The sequence below is a fragment of the Enorma massiliensis phI genome (assembly GCF_000311845.1).
GTDB classification, from domain to species: Bacteria; Actinomycetota; Coriobacteriia; order Coriobacteriales; family Coriobacteriaceae; genus Enorma; species Enorma massiliensis.
On sequence record NZ_HE978575.1, the window covers coordinates 484232 to 501754 of the forward strand.

Below are 17523 nucleotides of genomic sequence, written 5' to 3' on the forward strand. Positions count from 1 at the left end.
GTGTTACCTGATGGGGAAGAGCGGGGTGTTGAGGATGTCGGTGCGCAGCCCGTCGCGCACGAGCGTGGGGGCGCCATGCCCGTCGACCATGATCACGCGCGGAAGATCGCGGCTCAAAAAGAGCGAGATGCCCTCGGTCATGCAGTAGGCGCCGGCGTTCTTGAAAGCGAGGATGCTACCCTGCTCGAGCCCGGAGAGGGGGAGCTGCTTGGCAAGGATGTCGTTTACCGTGCAGAGCGAGCCGCAGATGTTCCAGAGCTCTTCGTCTGCTGGAGCGGAATTCTCGTCATCGGCGCCAAGCAGGTGGCAGCACGGTTGCTTCATGGCCATGGATTGGCCGAAGTACACGAGCTGGTGCATGCCGCCGTCCACGATGGCATATCGCTGCCCCGCGTTCACCTTGGCGTCTACCACGCGCGTGAGGTAGGTACCGCATGAGGCGGTAAGGCTGCGGCCGAGCTCGAGCATGATGTGGCCCTGGAAGGACATGCCCTCGATAAGCGCGCTGAATTCCGCCAGAAACTCCTTTTCATCGAAGTCGTCGTGGGCGAAGTACGAGACGGGGAACCCGGGGCCAAACTCCAGCTCGGGCACGCGCCAACCGCAATCCTGCTCAAGCTCCTGAATGAACGCATCCAGGCCGCGGAGCTCGCGGGCAAGCCGCTTGAGGGAGTTCTTCTGCGTGCCGGAGAAGAACTGGAGCCCTGCAAGGCGCACGCGCCCGTTGTGGCGCAGGCGCGTGACCGCAGCCTTCACGTCGTCGCGCCCCATGCCAAATTGGTTACCGCTGGTGAGTCGCAGGAGCACCGGCACGCGTGCCGAGTGCGTGGCGGCTTGGTGCAGGACCAGGTCAAGCTGGGAGACCGACTCGATGGTGACGGCTGCGGGCGCCTGCCGTTCGCTCACGGCGCTCGATACGGTCTGGATGTCCTTATGCACGCCCGAGACCACGATCTTGTCGTGGGGCAGGCCGAGGGCGCGGCAGATGCGGTACTCGCCGGGCGAGCACACCTCGAGCCGGTCGACGAGGGGCTCGAGCGCGGGGAGAACGAAGGGGTTTGCCTTGATGGCGAAGCAGATGCCCATGCGAGCCGGCAGGGCCTCGCGCAGGTAGCGGACGCGCTGTACGAGCGCGCGGTCATCGAAGACGTAGAGCGGCGTGCCGAAGCGGTCGGCGAGTGCACGCAGTGCGGAATCGGTCATCAGATCTCCTCCTCATGAGACGGTTGTGCCGGGTCAAACTGTCTCTGAGACAGTTGTACCGGGGGAAAGTGTCACGCGTTGAGCAGCGCGCGGCGGTCGACCTTGCCGTTCTTGGTGAGCGGCATGCGCTCCACGCGCTCGATGCTTGCGGGTACCATGGGGCCGGGAAGCATCGAGCTCACGGCGCGGCGGAGCTCATCGATTTCGGCCGAGCCTTCGAAGAACGCATGGATGCGTTTGAAGCGCTCGTTATAGGCGCAGCGGCAGCGCTCGACACCGGGGCATCGCTCGAAGGCGGCGTCGATCTCTTCCAGCTCGATGCGGTGGCCCTGATGCTTGATCTGGTTGTCCGCCCGCCCGCTGAAGAAGAGCTCCCCGCCCTCGCCTATGCGCACGAGGTCTCCGGTGCGGTATACGGTTTCCGGCAACGCTCCGGGGATGGGGTTCGGCATGAATGCGCCCTCCGTGCGAGCGGGGTCGGCGTAGTAGCCGAGCGCGATGTTCGGGCCGCCCACATAGAGCTCCCCCACCTGTCCGGGCTCGCTAACGGGCTGCATGCCTTCGTCCAGCACCAGGATGCGGCGGTCGCCGAGCGGCTCGCCCAGGGGCAGGCCGTCAAGGTAGGCGCGGCTGCGATCCACGATGTGGTAGAGGCAGTTGCAGGTGATCTCGGTAGGCCCGTAGAGGTTCGCGAAGGTTGCCTCGGGCAGGTGCTCTAGCCAGCGTGCGAGATGCTTGCGCGGCATGACCTCGCCCGAGAACAGGACAAGGCGCACGCTCGGCAGCGGGGCGTGGTCGAGGCCGTGAAGGCTGCTCACGAGGCAGAGCGCGGCCACCGCCCAGGTCATGACCGTGACCTCGTGCTCGCGAAGGGCATCTACCAGCTGCGCGGGGGCGCTGAACAGCCTGCGCGGCAGCAAGACGATCGTGGCGCCTGTCGCGAGTGCGCCGTAGATGTCTTTGACCGAGACATCGAAGTCGAACGGCGCCTGGTTGCCGATGACGTCATCGTCGCGGATGCCGAAGGCTTCCACGAATGCATCGATGAACCCGCAGATGGAGCGATGGCTCACGGCCACACCCTTCGGTATGCCGGTCGACCCAGACGTGAAGAGCACGTAGGCGGGGTTGCTGCTCACCAAGGAGCGCGCGACGTTCTCAAGCGCCGCGCTATCGACCGTGTGCTGCAGCAGGTCATCCACGAGCGCTACGCTGCCTTCCGGAAAGATTGCTCGCGCGGCGGTTATGGTATCGGCGTTCGCGATCACGACCGGGCCGTTTTCTTCCGGCTTCCCATTCGCCAGGGTGGCATAGACATTTCTCGCTCGCTCTGCAGGCACGCTGGGATCGACCGGCACGTAGAAGCGGCCCGCCATGAGGGCACCGAGGAAGGAGGCGAGCATATCGATGCGCTTCTCCATGAAGACGACGACGGGCTGCGGCGCGGGCGCGTTAACGGAGCCCGCAGCGCGGATCCCCGGGTTGCCGGAGGCGTTTGATCGCGCGTCTGTAGCAAGAAGGCCTTGGGCGATGGCTCGGCTGCGCTCGAGCAGCTCGGCATAGGTGCAGGTGCCAAACTCGTCGATCGCTGCGGTCTTGCTCGGGAACAGCCGGGCAGATCGCTCAAGGTATTCGATCGGTGTATGCGCCGTCGTGTGCATTGCTTCCTCCAACTGGTCGGTTCGATGGGTTCCAGTATGGGAAGGGAAGCTTTAGCGCACCTGAACGCTTGCTAAAGGTTTCTTTAGGTTCGCGCGCACTGCGACCCCGCGCGCGGTCGGGCAGCCTTTGGGTTCGCGCGCAGCGGGTGCGCACCCGGTTCACGGAAGCCGGCCGCGCGCAGCGTTTACCACGACCGCCGCGACGATGAAGCCGAGCATCGCACGGAAGTTGGTCGCGCAGCGTTCACTCCTCCGCGCAGCGGGGCAGTTCGATCACGAACTCCGTAGCGCACGGGTGGGGAGGGTTCGGGGAAAGCGTGAGCGTGCCGCCCATGAGCTCGGCGGCGCGCCGCGCGATGGTGAGGCCCAAGCCGGTTCCCCCGTTGGTGGAGCGTGCGGCGTTTTCGGTCACAAAGGGGTCGAAGGCGTGCGAGGCAATGTGGTCGGGGATTCCCGTGCCGGTGTCGGCTACCCGCACGCGCACGAGGCCGCGCCCGGTGTCGACCTCGCAGGCGAGATAGATGCTTGTGCCCGAAGGGTTGTGGGCGCAAGCATTGCTGATGAGGTTCATGAGCAGCCGATGGAAGAGCTGCCGGTCTATGCAGGCGATGGGCTCGGCGCTGCTCGTCGCCATGCCAGGGTTCTCGTCACCCTGTGCGGCCTGCGCGAGCGATGTCCCTTCGGGAACTACGAAGAGCGAACATCCTGCCTGCTCTACCTGAGCCTCCGCCTCACGCGCCACCGAGCGCACCAGCTCGTCTACGCGCCATGGCTCGAGGTTCGGGGCGTATTCGGGGTGCTCCATCTTCGCATAGGCGAAGAGCGTGTCGATGAGCTCGCTTGCGGCAAGCGCCTTCTCTCCGATGATGCGGTGGTAGTCTTGCTCCTTTTCCGGCGGAACGCGCCCGTCGCGGAAGGCCTGTGCGTACCCGTAGATCACGGTGAGCGGCGTCTTGAGGTCGTGTGAGATGTTGGCGATGATGCGCTGGCTGTCCTCGCGCGCCTCGCGCAGCTCGTCCATGAGGTCGGTGAAGTTGTCGTAGATGGGCACGAGCTCGGTGGGAACGTCGGTCGCCGCGTCCACTTGCTCGTCTCCGCGACGGTAGGCGTTGATCGCGCGGTCCAGTGGGCGCGTCGCACGTTTCGCGACGCCCACCAGGTACCATGCGCAGCCAATGGTGATGACGAGCGTCACGGGGGTAGCAAGGAGCGGCAGGCGGTTGGCTTCGTCTATGACTTGCTGGTAGCGAATGTCGCTCATGAGCGGGGCGGCCAGCACGAGAATGCGCTCTTCGCCGTCTACGGTCTGGTAGCTCACGCGCTCCACAGACATCTGCGCACTGTAGACGCCCTGCAGGAAGTCGAATTCGCGCTGCGTGAGCGCGCCGCGATCGGCGAATAGATCGCCGGCCACCACGGTTAGGTTTTCGTCGAGCTCACACCACGCCGTGATGCGTTTGGTGAACCCGTCTTCGAGGCTGTAGGTGCACTGCACGATGCGGTAGTGCAGGCCGTCGACGGTGCTTTGCTGGAACACCTCGTAGAAGCTCTGCTCATCGTATTCGCTGATGAGGTCGAGGTCGGAGGCATGGATCTTCTCCGCTGCCCGTGCGCTCGATGCGTAGAGCCGCGTGCCGTCGCCGTCGAAGATGACGATCCTGCAGTGCTCGAGCGCTTGCGTCTGCAGCGCATCGAAGCGGTCATGCTCCAGATCGTCGGCATACGTCAGCACGGTTTCCATGGAGGGAAAGGCGCTGTCGAACAGATTCTCGCTAGCGCGGTTGATGCTCCAGAGCACGAGTGCTAGGAGCGCTGCGTAGACGATAAGGCCGGCGAGGCAGCGCACGGCGATGCTCTTGCGCAGACGATGCAAGGGACTGCGGGAAGAGGGCGTGTGTTCGAATTCGCTAGCCATCGATCTTATATCCCATACCGCGGATGGTCTTGATGTATGCCGGCCGCAGCGGGTCGTCTTCCAGCTTGGCGCGGATGTTGGAGACATGAACCATCACGCTTGCCTCGCTGCCAGCAAAGCTCTCCCCGTTGATGCATGCATAGAGCTGGGCTTTGCTGAAAACGCGACCAGGGGCGGCCATGAAGGTTGCCATGATCTTGAGCTCGGCGGCGGTGAGCGGAATCGGCGTGCCGCCTTTGAAGAGCTCGAGCCGTTCGGTGTCAAAGGCGAGGTCGCCCACGCGAAGCACATGCGCGCCGTCTTGCGAGGGGGTTGAAGGCGCGGGGGTGCTCTCTGCAGTCGCGCGATCGCTGGGACAAGAGGTGTCTGGTCCTGGAAGGGATGCCTCGCCTTCCGATGGTGCGGTAGCACACGCCTCATCTGCGGCGGGGGCGGTGCGGCCGGCTGCGGCGAGGGCGTCGGCAACATCGGTGGCCCGGCGGCGCAGGAGGGCGCGAATCTGCGCCGTGACCTCGAGCGGGTTGAAGGGCTTCGCGATGAATCCATCCGCCCCGGCGTCAAGCCCCACAATCTTGTCGGCAGCCTGCGTGCGAGCTGAGATGATGATGGCGGGGATATTGTTCGTGGCGCGGAGGGCCTTGATGAAGTCGTAGCCGTTCATGCGCGGCATCATGATGTCGACAAGCGCGATATCGGCAGGGTGCTGTCGAAGTTGCTCGAGAGCATCTTCCCCATTTTCAGCAGTGACGACGTCGTACCCGCTGCCGGTTAGATAGAGCGACAGCAGCTCGACGATATCCTGGTCGTCTTCTACGATCAAGACTGTTTCTGCCGTGGTTTAGCCCCCTTCCGTTTATCGGTACCCTCTCGATTCTACGGTGAACCGCTGCCCTGCATGGGCTTTCCACAGCAGTGAAGCCTGGCTTAAGCGGCCGTGAAGAATCCATGGGGCGATGGGCGGCGCGGCTTGTCAGCCCTGCCCGGCGACGGGCGACGAAGGTGCCGAGGAAGCCGACTACCTTTTCCATGCGCCGCGCTATACTCAAAAGCCATGATTAAGTGAGGTATGGCATGGTACAGGCGAAAGAACCTAACATTGTTGGCTCGGGTGCAGACTACAAGCTTTCCGATGTGCGGGAGCCGAGCGAGCGCCCCAAGTTTGGCGCGTTGCCGCATACGGTAGGCGTGGTGTTCGAGGGTGGCGGTTTTCGCGGCCACTATACCGAGGGCGTGTTCGACGTATGGCTCGAGGAGGGCATAGGGGCCACGCATACGGTGGGAGTTTCCGCGGGCGCGACCTTCGGGTGCAATTTCAAGTCGTGCCAGTTGAGGCGCGCGGTTCGCTATAACAAAAGGTTCTGCAACGATCCCCGCTATGCAGGCATGAGAAGCTTGCTTACCACGGGGAACCTCTTCAATCGAGAGTTCGCCTTCGGGCGCCTCCCTTGGGAGCTCGATGTGTTCGACGTGGGAACCTATGCTGCTAACCCCATGCGATTCACCGTGGTGGCGACCGATATCCAAACCGGCGAGCCGGTGTACCACGACGTGAACCGCGGTGATGAGGAGGACGTGGAGTGGATGCGCGCCTCGTCGGCGATTCCGGCGCTCTCTCGCCCCGTTGAGCTGGAAGGGCGGTTGCTGCTCGATGGCGGAACGGCCGATTCCGTTCCTTTCCGCTGGATGCTCGATCAGGGCTACGACCGCTGCGTGGTGGTGTGTACGCAGCCCGAGGGGTATCGGAAGGAGCCCAACGGCCTCATGCCCGCGCTGCGCGTGCTGCTGCGCCGGTATCCCAAGCTGGTTGAGCTTCTGGCCAACCGCCATGAGCGCTACAACGCGCAACTCGACGAGCTCGCGCGATTGGAGCGCGAGGGCAAGGTGTTCGTGATTCGGCCGAGCGAATCGGTCAAGACGCCGCTCTCGGTGAAGGATCCGGCGATTCTCGACCGCGTGTACCAGGTCGGCCGCCGCGACGGCAAGGCTACGCTCGACGCGCTGCGCTCGTACCTCGGGATGTGACAGGGAGACAGTTGTGCCGGGTTAAACTGTCTCACCCAATCACTGACGGCGTTGCTGGGCGGCATCCGCCGTTGCTCTTCTGCGCCGGGCGACATTCGGACATGTTGGCCGCCTTCGGGCAACATTTGGACATTCGAGGGCCCTGTTCCGTCTGAATCTCGCCCGAGAACGCCGGCCGTGTCCGAATTCCGCCCGAGAATGGCAAAACGTCCGGTGCGCGCCCGAATCCTGCCCGACAACACAGGCGATGTCCCAATCCGGCCCGGGAACGGCAGGCGTGCCGGGTTCGTCCGAATCGCGCCTGAACGCACGGGGAGACCTTAACCGCCCGGCGACCTTAACCGCCCGCGACGTGCGGCGTTCGTGACGGACAGGTGCGGTTCATCTGCTCGTCTACATGAGCTTCGTTAGCTCTCCGGGCGCGCCGCATTCTTCTGTCCGCATGCCGGGGTAGACTGATTCCAGTAAAAGGAACCATGGGTGCAGGCGTCTTTGGAAGAAAGGTCCGTTTATGAACGAGATAAAGTGCCCCCAGTGCGGTACGGTGTTCCAGGTAGACGAACAAGGGTATGCAGATATCGCGCGCCAGGTGCGCGACCAGGAGTTCTCGCGTCAGCTCGCTGAGCGCGAGCGCATCATGGAGCGTGAGCGTGCGGCAGCGGTGGAGCTTGCAGAGCAGAAGGCCGAGCGCCAGCTTCAGGAAACGGTTTCGGGGCGCGATGCGCGCATCGCCGAGCTCGAGGCGCAGCTTGCATCCGCGGCGAACGAGCGCGGGCTCGCTGAGGAGCGCGCCGCGGCGCAGGCGCAGCGAGATGCTCAGCAGCAGCTGTCAGAGCTCGAGCGCACGTGCGACGAGCTTCGGGCGAAGTTGGCTCAGCAAGAGACGGAGGCGGAGCTCTCCCAAGCGCAGGCAGCTCGGCGTCTTCAGGAGGATATCGCCGCTCGCGACGCCGAGATCGCTCGGCTCAAGGCCCAGGCCGAGGCATCTGCCCAACAGCAGGCGGTTGCGCTTGAGAACGCGCGCGCTGCGACACGCGAGGAGCTTTCCCAGGGCATTGCTGCCAAGGATGCCGAGATTTCCAAGCTCAGGCAGCAGATTGCCGCCGATGCGGCGAAGCAGGAGCTTGCCGTGGCGCAGGCGGTTACGGCGGCGGAGCGCGAGCGCGACGAGGCGCGCGCGGCACTTGCGAGCGAGCGCGCGCTTCACGATAGCGAGCGCCAGCAGCTCGAGGCCTCGCACGCGCTTGAGCTTGAGCAATCCAAGAAGGCGAGCGATGCGCTCATTCGCTACAAGGATGAGGAAATCGAGCGCCTGCGCGACATGAAGGTGCGCCTGTCTACCAAGATGGTGGGCGAGACGCTCGAGCAGCACTGCGAGACCGAGTTCAACCGCCTGCGCATGACGGCCTTCCCGCACGCGTACTTCGAGAAAGACAACGACGCTGTTGAGGGCGAGGACGGTTCGCGCCGCTCCAAGGGCGATTTCATCTTCCGCGAGTGCGACGATGACGGCAACGAGATCATATCCATCATGTTCGAGATGAAGAACGAAAACGATGCCACGGCCACCAAACATAAGAACGAGGACTTCTTCAAGAAGCTCGATGCGGACCGCACGAAGAAGAAGTGCGAGTACGCGGTGCTGGTGAGCCTGCTGGAACCGGAGAGCGAGCTTTACAACACGGGTATCGTGGATGTGAGCTACCGCTACGAAAAGATGTACGTGATCCGCCCGCAGTTCTTCATCCCGCTCATCACGCTTCTGCGCAACGCCGCCATGAACGCGCTTGCCTACAAGCAGGAGCTCGCTATCATGCGGCAGCAGAACGTGGACGTGACCAATTTCGAATCGAAGCTGGAGGCGTTCCAGGAAGGGTTCTCGCGCAACTTCGAGCTGGCGAACCGCAAGTTCCAGACGGCGATCGAGGAGATTGACAAGACCATTAGCCATCTGCAGAAGACCAAAGAGGCACTGCTCTCGAGCGATCGCAACCTGCGCCTAGCGAACGACAAGGCGCAGGGCCTCACCATCAAAAAGCTCACGCGCGGCAACCCTACCATGAAGGCCGCCTTCGAGGAGGCGCGCATCGCCGAAGCTGCCGAGAGGGACGACGCAGAGGCGTAGCCGTGAGACAGTTGTGAGACAGTTGTGCCGGGTTAAACTGTCTCATTCAGGCATGACGATTATGAGACAGTTTAACCCGGCACAACTGTCTCGCTACGGGTGCGATGCTGGCGCAGAGGACGAAGAATGTCGATGCCGCGCGAGGCGGAGCGTCGGGCGTTCGGCCTGTGGCCCGCCTCTCGGGCGGATCCTATGACAGCGAACCTCCGAAGGTGGGGATCGCGACGATTAGGGCGATGAGGCTCGCGCCCCAGATGATTCCGCCTACAGCCATGAGCACCTTTGCCCAGAGCGGGATGGGACGCATCGTCATGCGTCCGCCCGCGGCAAAGCAGATGGCAAGGCCGATGCCGAGGCCAATCATCGAGAGGCCTTCGATGAGCGAGAACGCGGGCAGGTCCGCAGCGGCGATATGCTCGTAGTGGTAGCTGTGAAGCAGGCTCACGTCGCCAGTCGCGATCATATAGACGCCGGGCACGATGCAAACGAGGCCGATGATTGCGCCTAGGACGACGCCGCCTCCGGTATTGAGGCCGATGTGAAGCCCACGCCCTCCATGTGCCTTTTCCTCGCTTGAAGGGAACGAGAAGAGCGAGCCGTTATGCCTGATGATGGAAATAAGGTTGATTGCGATACCGGCGACGAGCAGCACGATGCCCGCAACGCCTGCCCAGACTCCAAAGAAATCCGAAAGCCCCATGAGTGCGCAGCCCACACCGGTCACGATGAGTCCGGCGCCCGATTCGCGCGCAAGCGCCGGGCGGTCCGCGAGCGGGGTGGTCGCATAATGATAGCTATGCAGAAGTGAGGGGTTGCCTGTTACGACCATATACGCGCCGAGCCCAGCGCAAAGCAGCCCGCACCCCGCTGCAACGATGATTCCGATCAGAGACTCGTCCATGTTGGCCTCCTCCACTATGGAATAACGGCATTGTGCCGCGATTCGCGCGCGATTATACACCTGCTTTCTTTTTCAACGCTAGAGCATGTGGGCGCGGGGGCGAGGTTCGCATCGACAAGGGCCTCGCGCTGTCTTCCGGCGTGGGGCGCGATTGAAAGGGGCGAGGGAGCGAGGGGCGCGGCGGAAAGCACGCGGCGGAAGGAGCGTGGGGCCCACCGGGCGAGCGTCGCGCGCGGCGGAAGGAGCGAGGAGGGCTCGGTGAAATGGGAGCAAGGGGCACGCGACGGAGAGCCGGTGGGGGTGAGCGGCGTGGCCTGCTCCCGGTTGCCGGGAAGCACGCATATCTGCCATGCGTCTTTCCGCGCTATTCATATCCTTCGCGCTGCGAAGGAATGGCTCACGTATAATGGCAGCATCATCAGCCATATATGAGGGGGAGCGATGGGCGGATTCTTTGGCGCGGTTTCGAAGCGCGATGTGGTGCTGGACGTCTTTTTCGGCGTGGACTACCACTCTCACCTGGGCACGCGCCGTGCGGGCATGGTCTTTTGCGAGGGCACGGGCGGCTTCCAGAAGGAGATTCACTCCATCGAGAACACGCCGTTCCGCTCTCGCTTCGATAAGGATCTGGAGCGCTTCCACGGCACGAGCGGCATCGGCTGCATTTCCGATACCGACCCCCAGCCCTTGCTCGTTCGCGGCCGCCACGGCACCTTTGCCATCACGACGGTCGGTGCCATCACCAACGCCGACGAGCTCATCGAGCGGTATTTCGAGCAGGGCGGCGCGCAGTTCATGGCAATGAGCTCCGGTGCAGTCAATCACACCGAGCTCGTCGCGGCGCTCATCAACCAGAAAGACGACCTGGTCGAGGGCATCGTTTTTGCGCAGAAGGCCATTCAGGGGTCGCTCACGCTGCTCGTCATGACGGAGGATGGCGTCGTGTACGCTGCACGCGACCGCATGGGCCGCCTGCCGGTGCTGATCGGCCGCGATATCGAGGGCCAGGGTTACTGCATCTCGTTCGAGTCCTTCGTCTACCACAAGCTCGGGTATGAGGATGAGTGCGAGCTCGGTCCCGGCGAGATCATGCGCGTGACGAGCGATGGCTACGAGAGCCTCGTGGCGCCGGGCGACCAGATGAAGATCTGTGCGTTCCTGTGGGTGTACTACGGATACCCCAATTCGAACTACGAGGGCATGAACGTCGAGGTCATGCGCTATCGAAACGGCCATATCATGGCGCGCGACGAGGCTATGGCGGGAACGCTGCCCGAGGTTGACTATGTGGCGGGCGTGCCGGATTCCGGTTTGCCGCATGCCATCGGTTACGCTAACGAGTGCGGCGCCACCTTCGCGCGGCCGTTCATCAAGTACACGCCCACGTGGTCGCGCTCGTTCATGCCGACCAACCAGGAGGTGCGCGACCGCATCGCCGAGATGAAGCAGATCCCCGTACCGGAGCTTATCCGCGACAAGCGCTTGCTGCTTGTCGACGATTCCATCGTGCGCGGAACGCAGCTGGGAAAGACCGTCGACTTCCTGTACGAGGCCGGTGCCGCCGAGGTGCACATGCGCTCAGCGTGCCCGCCGATCATGTTTAGCTGCAAATATCTGAGCTTCTCGCGCGGCAAGAGCGACCAAGACCTTATCGCCCGCCGCGTGGTGCGCGAGCTTGAGGGGCCGGAGGGCGATGAGCACCTCGACGAATACGCCGACAGCTCGACCGAGCGCGGCAAGTGCATGCTTAAGCGCATCTGCGAGCAGCTCGGCTTCGATTCCCTGGGCTACCAGAGTCTGCCCGGCATGCTCGAGGCCATCGGCATCGACCCCGCGCAGGTATGCACCTACTGTTGGGACGGCCGCGAGTAGTTCGCTTGCCGCCGGGTTGGTTTGAGTAGCGTATCCACCGGGGGTTGCAGCGGGTGGCGCGCCTGCTGCCGGGATTGCAGCGGGCGACGTGCCTGCCACCGGGGCGGTCGCGAACAGCGCTTCTGCCGCTGGAATTGGCCCGAGCGGGTTTAGAGAGCAAGGGGTAATTCACCTTTGAGGGCGTTTGTTGCATTGGAGTTGCCTGAGCCGTTTGCGGGCGAGGTGTCCGCACTGGCCCGGCAGCTCCGGCCTGCTGTTGCCGGGCGATTCATGAAGCCAGAGACCTACCATCTGACCTTGGCGTTTTTGGGAGAGATTGGTGAGCCGGAAGCGGCTCGTGCTATTAGCGCGCTTGACGAGGTATGCGAGCGCTGCGGGGCGGTGCGGCTTTCTGCGGATGGTTTGGGCACCTTCGGCCGCCCACATGACGCGACGCTCTGGCTGGGCATTGCGCTAACCGAGGAGCTTCGCGCTTTAGCCGAGGCGGTTCGCTCGGGACTCGAAGAGCGGGGCATCGCCTACGACCGCAAGGCGTTTCGACCGCATATTACGCTGGCGCGTCGCGCCCGGCTGCCTCAAGGTGACTTGCCGGAGTTAGTGTTTCCGGATCCGGAACGTGCCTATCGGGTAGCGCTTTTTAAGAGCGAGTTGAGCCAAGAGGGCGCTTCGTATAAAGAGCTATATCACATAGATTTGGGATAGCGGATCGTACTGCTGGGCAGGTTCGTCGCCATGGCGGCGCACGACCGTTGTACTACGGGCGTGCTCGCTGTTGCGTACGAGCCTGGTCGTTGCGCTGTCGCACGTACCACCGTTATGAGAGATCGCGCCCGGTGCGCCGCAGGTCGTGTGGGCCGTTATGAGAGATCGCGCCCGGTGCGCCGCAGGCCGTGCCCGCCGCTATTGGGCGCTGCCCGTTGAGCGCCGCATGCACTTGCCGCTGGGAGCTGGCTGTGGCGATTGGCGGCGTTTGATTGCGATGGCTTTACCGTATCGCGGCAGCCTTAGACTGTTTCGGTTGATTTGGAAGAGGAATTGGCTAAAAATGTCGATTTCTGGCGATTGATGCTCTGTGCACGGGGCTTTATCGAGATTAATTGCTGTGAAAACTCCCGCGAAGGGTCTCCGCAGCGGCTTTTTGGCCCAAATTGCATGCCCGCGCGCCTTTGCCAGCGCCGAAAATCGACAAAGTTATCCAGTTTTGCGAACTGTTTCAAGAATTCCTCAGCGAAATGAGTCGCTTTCAATCTAGCGGCATTGCTTCGGCTGCGGGTTGATGCGTCTCAGTCCGGGAATTGTTCAAAAAGCATGGAGTCTGCGTGCTCAGAGCTACAGGTTCAATATAAATTGAACTTTAAACCTAATGTTATGGCATACTTACCAAAAGAGTTCAATCTAAATTGAACTAAAGGAGGGCAAATGGCGCGCCAAGAGGCGTTTTCCGCACGGCTGATCGAGGCGATGTCCCGCGCCGGAATGAAACAGGCGGATGTAATTCATGCTGCTTCCAAGTATGGCGGCAGGCTTGGAAAAAGCCAGGTCAGCCAATATGTAAGTGGGAAGACCGTGCCGCGTCGCAATGTCATGGCGCTGCTTGCGCAGGTTCTCGGCGTGCGCGAAGTGTGGCTGGCAGATGGCATGGACCCCATGGTTGACGAAAGCCATTCGGCGAACGACGCCAATTCGGTAACGCGCGGGGCTTGGCAGGAATCCGCTTCGGGTCCAGCTAAGATGGGCGACGTTAACGAGGCTCCCGCGCCTGCGGATGATGTGACGCGAGCTTCCGCGCGGCCTGCGGCCGCCAGCAACTCCTTCACATCCAACCCGAAAAGGAGCGCATCCATGCGTGAGTTCAAAAAGTCTACCAAGCTCGATAACGTTCTCTACGATGTTCGCGGCCCCGTGGCCGACGAGGCCGCCCGAATGGAGTCGGAAGGCCTGCGTATCTTGAAGCTCAACATCGGCAATCCGGCCCCCTTTGGTTTCCGCACGCCGGACGAGGTCGTAACCGACATGCGCCAGCAGCTGCCCGACTGCGAGGGCTACTCGGATTCGCGCGGGCTCTTCTCTGCGCGCAAGGCCATCATGCAGTACGCGCAGATCAAGAACCTGCCCAACGTGGGTATGGAGGACATCTACACCGGCAATGGCGTCTCCGAACTCATCCAGCTCACCATGAATGCGCTGCTCGACAACGGTGACGAGATCCTCATTCCCAGCCCCGACTATCCGCTTTGGACCGCGTGCGCCACGCTCGCCGGTGGCGTGCCGGTGCATTATGTGTGCGACGAGCAGGCCGAGTGGTGCCCCGACATTGCAGATATGGAGGCTAAGGTTACCGAGCGCACCAAAGCCATCGTCATCATCAATCCCAACAACCCCACGGGCGCCGTCTACCCGCGCGAGATTTTGGAGCAGATTGTCGAGATTGCCCGCCGCCACCAGCTCATGATTCTCTCCGACGAGATTTACGACCGCCTTTGCATGGATGGTTACGAGCACATCTCCATCGCCTCGCTTGCGCCCGATCTTCCGTGTGTAACTTTCTCCGGTTTGTCGAAAAGCCATATGATCGCAGGTTATCGCATTGGATGGATGGTGCTCTCGGGCAACAAGCGCTGCATGCGCGACTTCATCTATGGTATCAACATGCTTTCCAACATGCGCCTGTGCTCAAACGTGCCCGCGCAGTCCATCGTGCAGACGGCGCTCGGAGGCCACCAGAGCGTGACGAGCTACATCGTGCCGGGCGGCCGCGTGTACGAGCAGCGCAACTACGTGTACGAGGCGTTGAACGCCATCGATGGCATCACCGCGGTAAAGCCCAAGGCCGCGTTCTACATCTTCCCCAAGATGGATGTCAAGAAGTTCAATATTACCGACGACGAGCAGTTCGCGCTCGACCTGCTGCACCAGAAGCGCATCCTCATCACGCGCGGCGGCGGCTTTAATTGGGACAAGCCCGACCATTTCCGCATCGTGTACCTGCCGCGTATGGAGGTGCTGCGCGAGGCGATGACGGACCTTGCCGACTTCTTTGAGCATTACCGCCAGCATTAGACGAGAATGGGGCACAATAGGGCGGAGGTCCGACGCCTGTCCGTGCTTGCCGTGAGGGAGGCCGGTGTCCGTGCGCGTTAGCCTGGCCGGTGCCCGTGCGCCTGCCGGGAGGCTCGGCGGTCTTGGCTTCGCAGCTGAGCGGGATCGGGCTCTTCGGCTTGGCCGACGGGCGTGTTCCCGGGGCGCTTCGGACCGAGCCAGTCATTGTGCCGTATGTGTTATGAGGAGTGACCATGCCTGACAAGCGCAACGATGTCATTACCTGGGACGAGTTCTTCATGCGTGTGGCGGTGGCTGCGCAGCTGCGGAGCAAGGATCCAAACACGCAGGTCGGGGCGTGCATCGCCGACACGAACCACCGCATCCTTTCGGTGGGGTACAATGGAACTCCGTCCGCGCTGAACGACGACGACTTCCCGTGGGGCGTGAGCGACGATCCGTTGCTGGACAAGCACAGCTATGTGGTGCATGCCGAGGCAAACGCCGTGCTCAACTACCGCGGGTCGCTCAAAGACCTCAACCACGCGACCATCTACGTCACGTTGTTCCCGTGCCATGAGTGCGCGAAGATCCTCGCGCAGGTGGGCATCGGCGAGGTCGTGTACCTAAGCGACAAATACGACGGCACCGAGAGCAACCAGATTTCCAAGCGGATCTTAGATTCCTGCGGCATCTCGTATCGCGGGATGAACTTGCAGAACTGAGGGCGAATCTCTGGCCTAGGATGTTCTTCTAGAAAATTGTGGGCGATCGCTTCGGATAGCCCTTGCTCATCGCCTCGCGGTCGATTCTGGCTGCGTGAATCGATTGTTCGTTCCACTTTTGGGAATATCTTTTCGGAGCCGTCGAAAGCGCTGCCTGCTGCTAGGAAATCCGCAGGATTCGAACGCTCCTTCGCGTGCGTACGGGCACATCCTGAAAAAGATATTCCCAAAAGTGGAACGACTATCTTGTGCCGGGTCGTTTGGGGCTATGGATTGCGCCGGCCGCTACCTGTTCCACGGGAGTCAGGCGGCGGGCGGCCGATATTGCCTGCTGAACGGTGCCGACTTTACCAACCCATGACATGCCTTTAACCGTTTTGCGCGTAGAGCGGGGTAGGGTGTAGGCATGCAGGGCGTGCGGCGGGCATTGCGCCCTATGCACGAACGGTAGGAAAGGTGAGGCACCATGGAGACGCTGCAGGCTGTAATCGGGAAGCGCGACAGCGAGTTTACCGGGCTCAAGGGCCAGCTCCTACGCTATCTGGGCACCGCGTTCTTCTTTACGGTGTTCGGCCTGCTTCTTGTTGCGGCGGGTGAGCGGCACCATGTGATCGCGGTGGCGACCGAGCCCCTTTCCGACCTGTTCTTTGCGTGCGCGATCTCGCTATACCCGGTATGCACATGCTGGTCGCACCTCGCGCGCATGTCGCATGCCTATCGTGCGGGAGGTGCTTTTGAGCTGGCGGGGATCGTCCTCGCGCTCTATGGCCGTGAGGGCGCTGCGCGTGCTGAGGCGGAGCAGGGGTCTATGCTCGAAAGCGCTGAGCTTGTTGCTGCGATGCGCGAGGAGGGTGCCAGTGCGGTGATCGCGCGCTTTGGCCGCGACCGCACGTACCGCATGTGCCAGGCTATCTATCTGGCTGGAATCGTGGGGCTTGGCATCGTATTCGTAGCGATGCTTGCGATTGCTCCGTTCTAGAGGGCTGCGCTTCTTTTCGAACTTGTCGGTGCTCGCTAGGATTTCACTTAGGGGGCGGCATGGCGGCGGCCCGTCTTTGCGAGCTGATGTCTGGGCGCGGAAGAGTGCCTTACCGTTGCCTGCCCCTCTCGATTGTCCGGCTTTCGTGTACACGAAGTTTTTCCTGCGAATATGGCCGCGGCGACCTCTACACTTGGGTGCGCAGCAACGACGCTGCCCAGCCGAAAGGCTGCTTTGAGTGATGGGCGAGATGCAATGGCGCCCAAGAGAGCCCGGAAGGGCGTAGGAGGAACGCATGTCTGAGTACAGCGAAAACGAGAACATGGTAGAGAACGAAATTATCGAAGAGGTCGAGGCCGCCGCTGCCGTTGAGGCGGAGGAGCTTGAGGCTGATGCCACCGAGGCCGTGGAGAGCATCGAGGCAAACGAAGCGGCTGAGGAGTCTGAAGGGGTCGTAGCCGAGGTTGCCGAGGAGCTCCAGGTTGAGAAGCCTGCGGAGGAGAAGCCGGTGGGGCCTGCAAACGAGGACCTCGATGATCTGCTGTTTGATAAGGTGAACCGCGCTGCTCGCCTGCTGCGTAACCGCAAGTCCGCGCTGGCCGAGGAGGCCGAGGCGGAGGCCGAGCGCACCAAGGACCTGGTTCGCGCGCTGCACCTGCTCGAGCTCAAGCCCAAGATGGAAGAGAAGGAGATGGCCGACCTTCTGGGCATGCGCCTTCGCGCCCTCAATGAGCTGCTGATTGAGGCGGAAAAGCAGGATATCGTGGGCCGTATCGAGCCCGAGGATGGCGACATGCGCCATATCGTGGTCTTCGCAGGCGAGGATGCCGTGGCGATGGCCGAGGCGCGCGGCAACAAGCGCAAGAAGCTCGTTCCTCAGCTTTCCGCTGAGAGTGCGCGCGAGCTGCTTTCCCTGCTCGACGAGGTAATCAATCCGCTCGTGGAGATGGGTTGCGAGAACGATCGCACGCATGGTGGTCGCGACGAGCGCGGTGGTTCGCGCGGCGGCGACCGCGGTGGCCGTGGCGGCTTTGGTGGCCGTGACGACCGCGGCGGACGCGGTGGCTTTGGCGGCGACCGC

At 62.5% G+C, this 17523-nt stretch carries 13 protein-coding genes; 8 read left to right on the top strand and 5 right to left on the bottom strand.

Annotated elements, in window-relative coordinates; all coding sequences use genetic code 11:
- Positions 1 to 3 precede the first annotated feature (3 nt).
- From HGEM_RS08825 to HGEM_RS09835, 4 genes are all read right to left on the bottom strand, one after another.
- Complete coding sequence (locus tag HGEM_RS08825) at positions 4 to 1203, bottom strand: diaminopimelate decarboxylase family protein (protein ID WP_019129072.1); 1200 nt, start codon at positions 1201 to 1203, stop codon at positions 4 to 6.
- Between the two features lie 71 nt (positions 1204 to 1274).
- Positions 1275 to 2864 (bottom strand): amino acid adenylation domain-containing protein, encoded by a 1590-nt coding sequence (locus tag HGEM_RS08830; protein WP_019129073.1) that lies wholly within the window; start codon positions 2862 to 2864, stop codon positions 1275 to 1277.
- Between the two features lie 244 nt (positions 2865 to 3108).
- Positions 3109 to 4779 carry a sensor histidine kinase gene (locus HGEM_RS08835; RefSeq protein WP_019129074.1) on the bottom strand — a complete coding sequence of 557 codons (1671 nt, stop codon included), beginning with the start codon at positions 4777 to 4779 and terminating at the stop codon, positions 3109 to 3111.
- Positions 4772 to 5599: a response regulator transcription factor gene (locus HGEM_RS09835; RefSeq protein ID WP_019129075.1), complete on the bottom strand. Its 828-nt coding sequence runs from the start codon at positions 5597 to 5599 to the stop codon at positions 4772 to 4774. The genes HGEM_RS08835 and HGEM_RS09835 overlap by 8 nt, the downstream gene beginning before the upstream one ends.
- A gap of 251 nt (positions 5600 to 5850) precedes the next feature.
- On the opposite strand from HGEM_RS09835, the gene HGEM_RS08850 reads away from it, so the two are divergent.
- Both HGEM_RS08850 and HGEM_RS08855 read left to right on the top strand, forming a co-directional pair.
- Entirely contained in the window at positions 5851 to 6801 is a 951-nt protein-coding gene (locus HGEM_RS08850) for a patatin-like phospholipase family protein (protein ID WP_019129076.1), read from the top strand.
- A gap of 511 nt (positions 6802 to 7312) precedes the next feature.
- Entirely contained in the window at positions 7313 to 8926 is a 1614-nt protein-coding gene (locus HGEM_RS08855; RefSeq protein WP_019129077.1) for a DUF2130 domain-containing protein, read from the top strand.
- A gap of 190 nt (positions 8927 to 9116) precedes the next feature.
- Here the strand turns inward: HGEM_RS08855 and HGEM_RS08860 are convergent, their stop codons facing one another.
- On the bottom strand, positions 9117 to 9827 hold the full coding sequence (locus HGEM_RS08860) for a hypothetical protein (RefSeq protein WP_019129078.1): 711 nt from the start codon (positions 9825 to 9827) through the stop codon (positions 9117 to 9119).
- 441 nt (positions 9828 to 10268) lie between these two features.
- Here HGEM_RS08860 and HGEM_RS08870 point away from each other — a divergent pair, with 441 nt between their 5' ends.
- From HGEM_RS08870 to HGEM_RS08895, 6 genes are all read left to right on the top strand, one after another.
- A complete protein-coding gene (locus HGEM_RS08870; protein WP_019129079.1) occupies positions 10269 to 11699 on the top strand; it encodes an amidophosphoribosyltransferase in 1431 nt (476 codons plus the stop codon).
- A gap of 174 nt (positions 11700 to 11873) precedes the next feature.
- On the top strand, positions 11874 to 12401 hold the full coding sequence (gene thpR / locus HGEM_RS08875; RefSeq protein WP_019129080.1) for an RNA 2',3'-cyclic phosphodiesterase: 528 nt from the start codon (positions 11874 to 11876) through the stop codon (positions 12399 to 12401).
- Between the two features lie 717 nt (positions 12402 to 13118).
- Complete coding sequence (locus HGEM_RS08880) at positions 13119 to 14759, top strand: aminotransferase class I/II-fold pyridoxal phosphate-dependent enzyme (protein WP_019129081.1); 1641 nt, start codon at positions 13119 to 13121, stop codon at positions 14757 to 14759.
- Between the two features lie 233 nt (positions 14760 to 14992).
- Positions 14993 to 15463 (top strand): deoxycytidylate deaminase, encoded by a 471-nt coding sequence (locus HGEM_RS08885; protein ID WP_019129082.1) that lies wholly within the window; start codon positions 14993 to 14995, stop codon positions 15461 to 15463.
- Between the two features lie 466 nt (positions 15464 to 15929).
- Positions 15930 to 16442 carry a hypothetical protein gene (locus tag HGEM_RS08890; protein WP_019129083.1) on the top strand — a complete coding sequence of 171 codons (513 nt, stop codon included), beginning with the start codon at positions 15930 to 15932 and terminating at the stop codon, positions 16440 to 16442.
- A 295-nt stretch (positions 16443 to 16737) separates the two neighbouring features.
- The coding region (locus tag HGEM_RS08895; RefSeq protein WP_019129084.1) for a hypothetical protein at positions 16738 to 17523 on the top strand (786 nt) is incomplete at its 3' end.

Coding starts and splice junctions, on each gene's coding strand:
- HGEM_RS08825 (WP_019129072.1), bottom strand. CDS start 1,203: ATGACCGATTCCGCACTGCGTGCACTCGCCGACCGCTTCGGCACGCCG.
- HGEM_RS08830 (WP_019129073.1), bottom strand. CDS start 2,864: ATGCACACGACGGCGCATACACCGATCGAATACCTTGAGCGATCTGCC.
- HGEM_RS08835 (WP_019129074.1), bottom strand. CDS start 4,779: ATGGCTAGCGAATTCGAACACACGCCCTCTTCCCGCAGTCCCTTGCAT.
- HGEM_RS08850 (WP_019129076.1), top strand. CDS start 5,851: ATGGTACAGGCGAAAGAACCTAACATTGTTGGCTCGGGTGCAGACTAC.
- HGEM_RS08855 (WP_019129077.1), top strand. CDS start 7,313: ATGAACGAGATAAAGTGCCCCCAGTGCGGTACGGTGTTCCAGGTAGAC.
- HGEM_RS08860 (WP_019129078.1), bottom strand. CDS start 9,827: ATGGACGAGTCTCTGATCGGAATCATCGTTGCAGCGGGGTGCGGGCTG.
- HGEM_RS08870 (WP_019129079.1), top strand. CDS start 10,269: ATGGGCGGATTCTTTGGCGCGGTTTCGAAGCGCGATGTGGTGCTGGAC.
- HGEM_RS08880 (WP_019129081.1), top strand. CDS start 13,119: ATGGCGCGCCAAGAGGCGTTTTCCGCACGGCTGATCGAGGCGATGTCC.
- HGEM_RS08885 (WP_019129082.1), top strand. CDS start 14,993: ATGCCTGACAAGCGCAACGATGTCATTACCTGGGACGAGTTCTTCATG.
- HGEM_RS08890 (WP_019129083.1), top strand. CDS start 15,930: ATGGAGACGCTGCAGGCTGTAATCGGGAAGCGCGACAGCGAGTTTACC.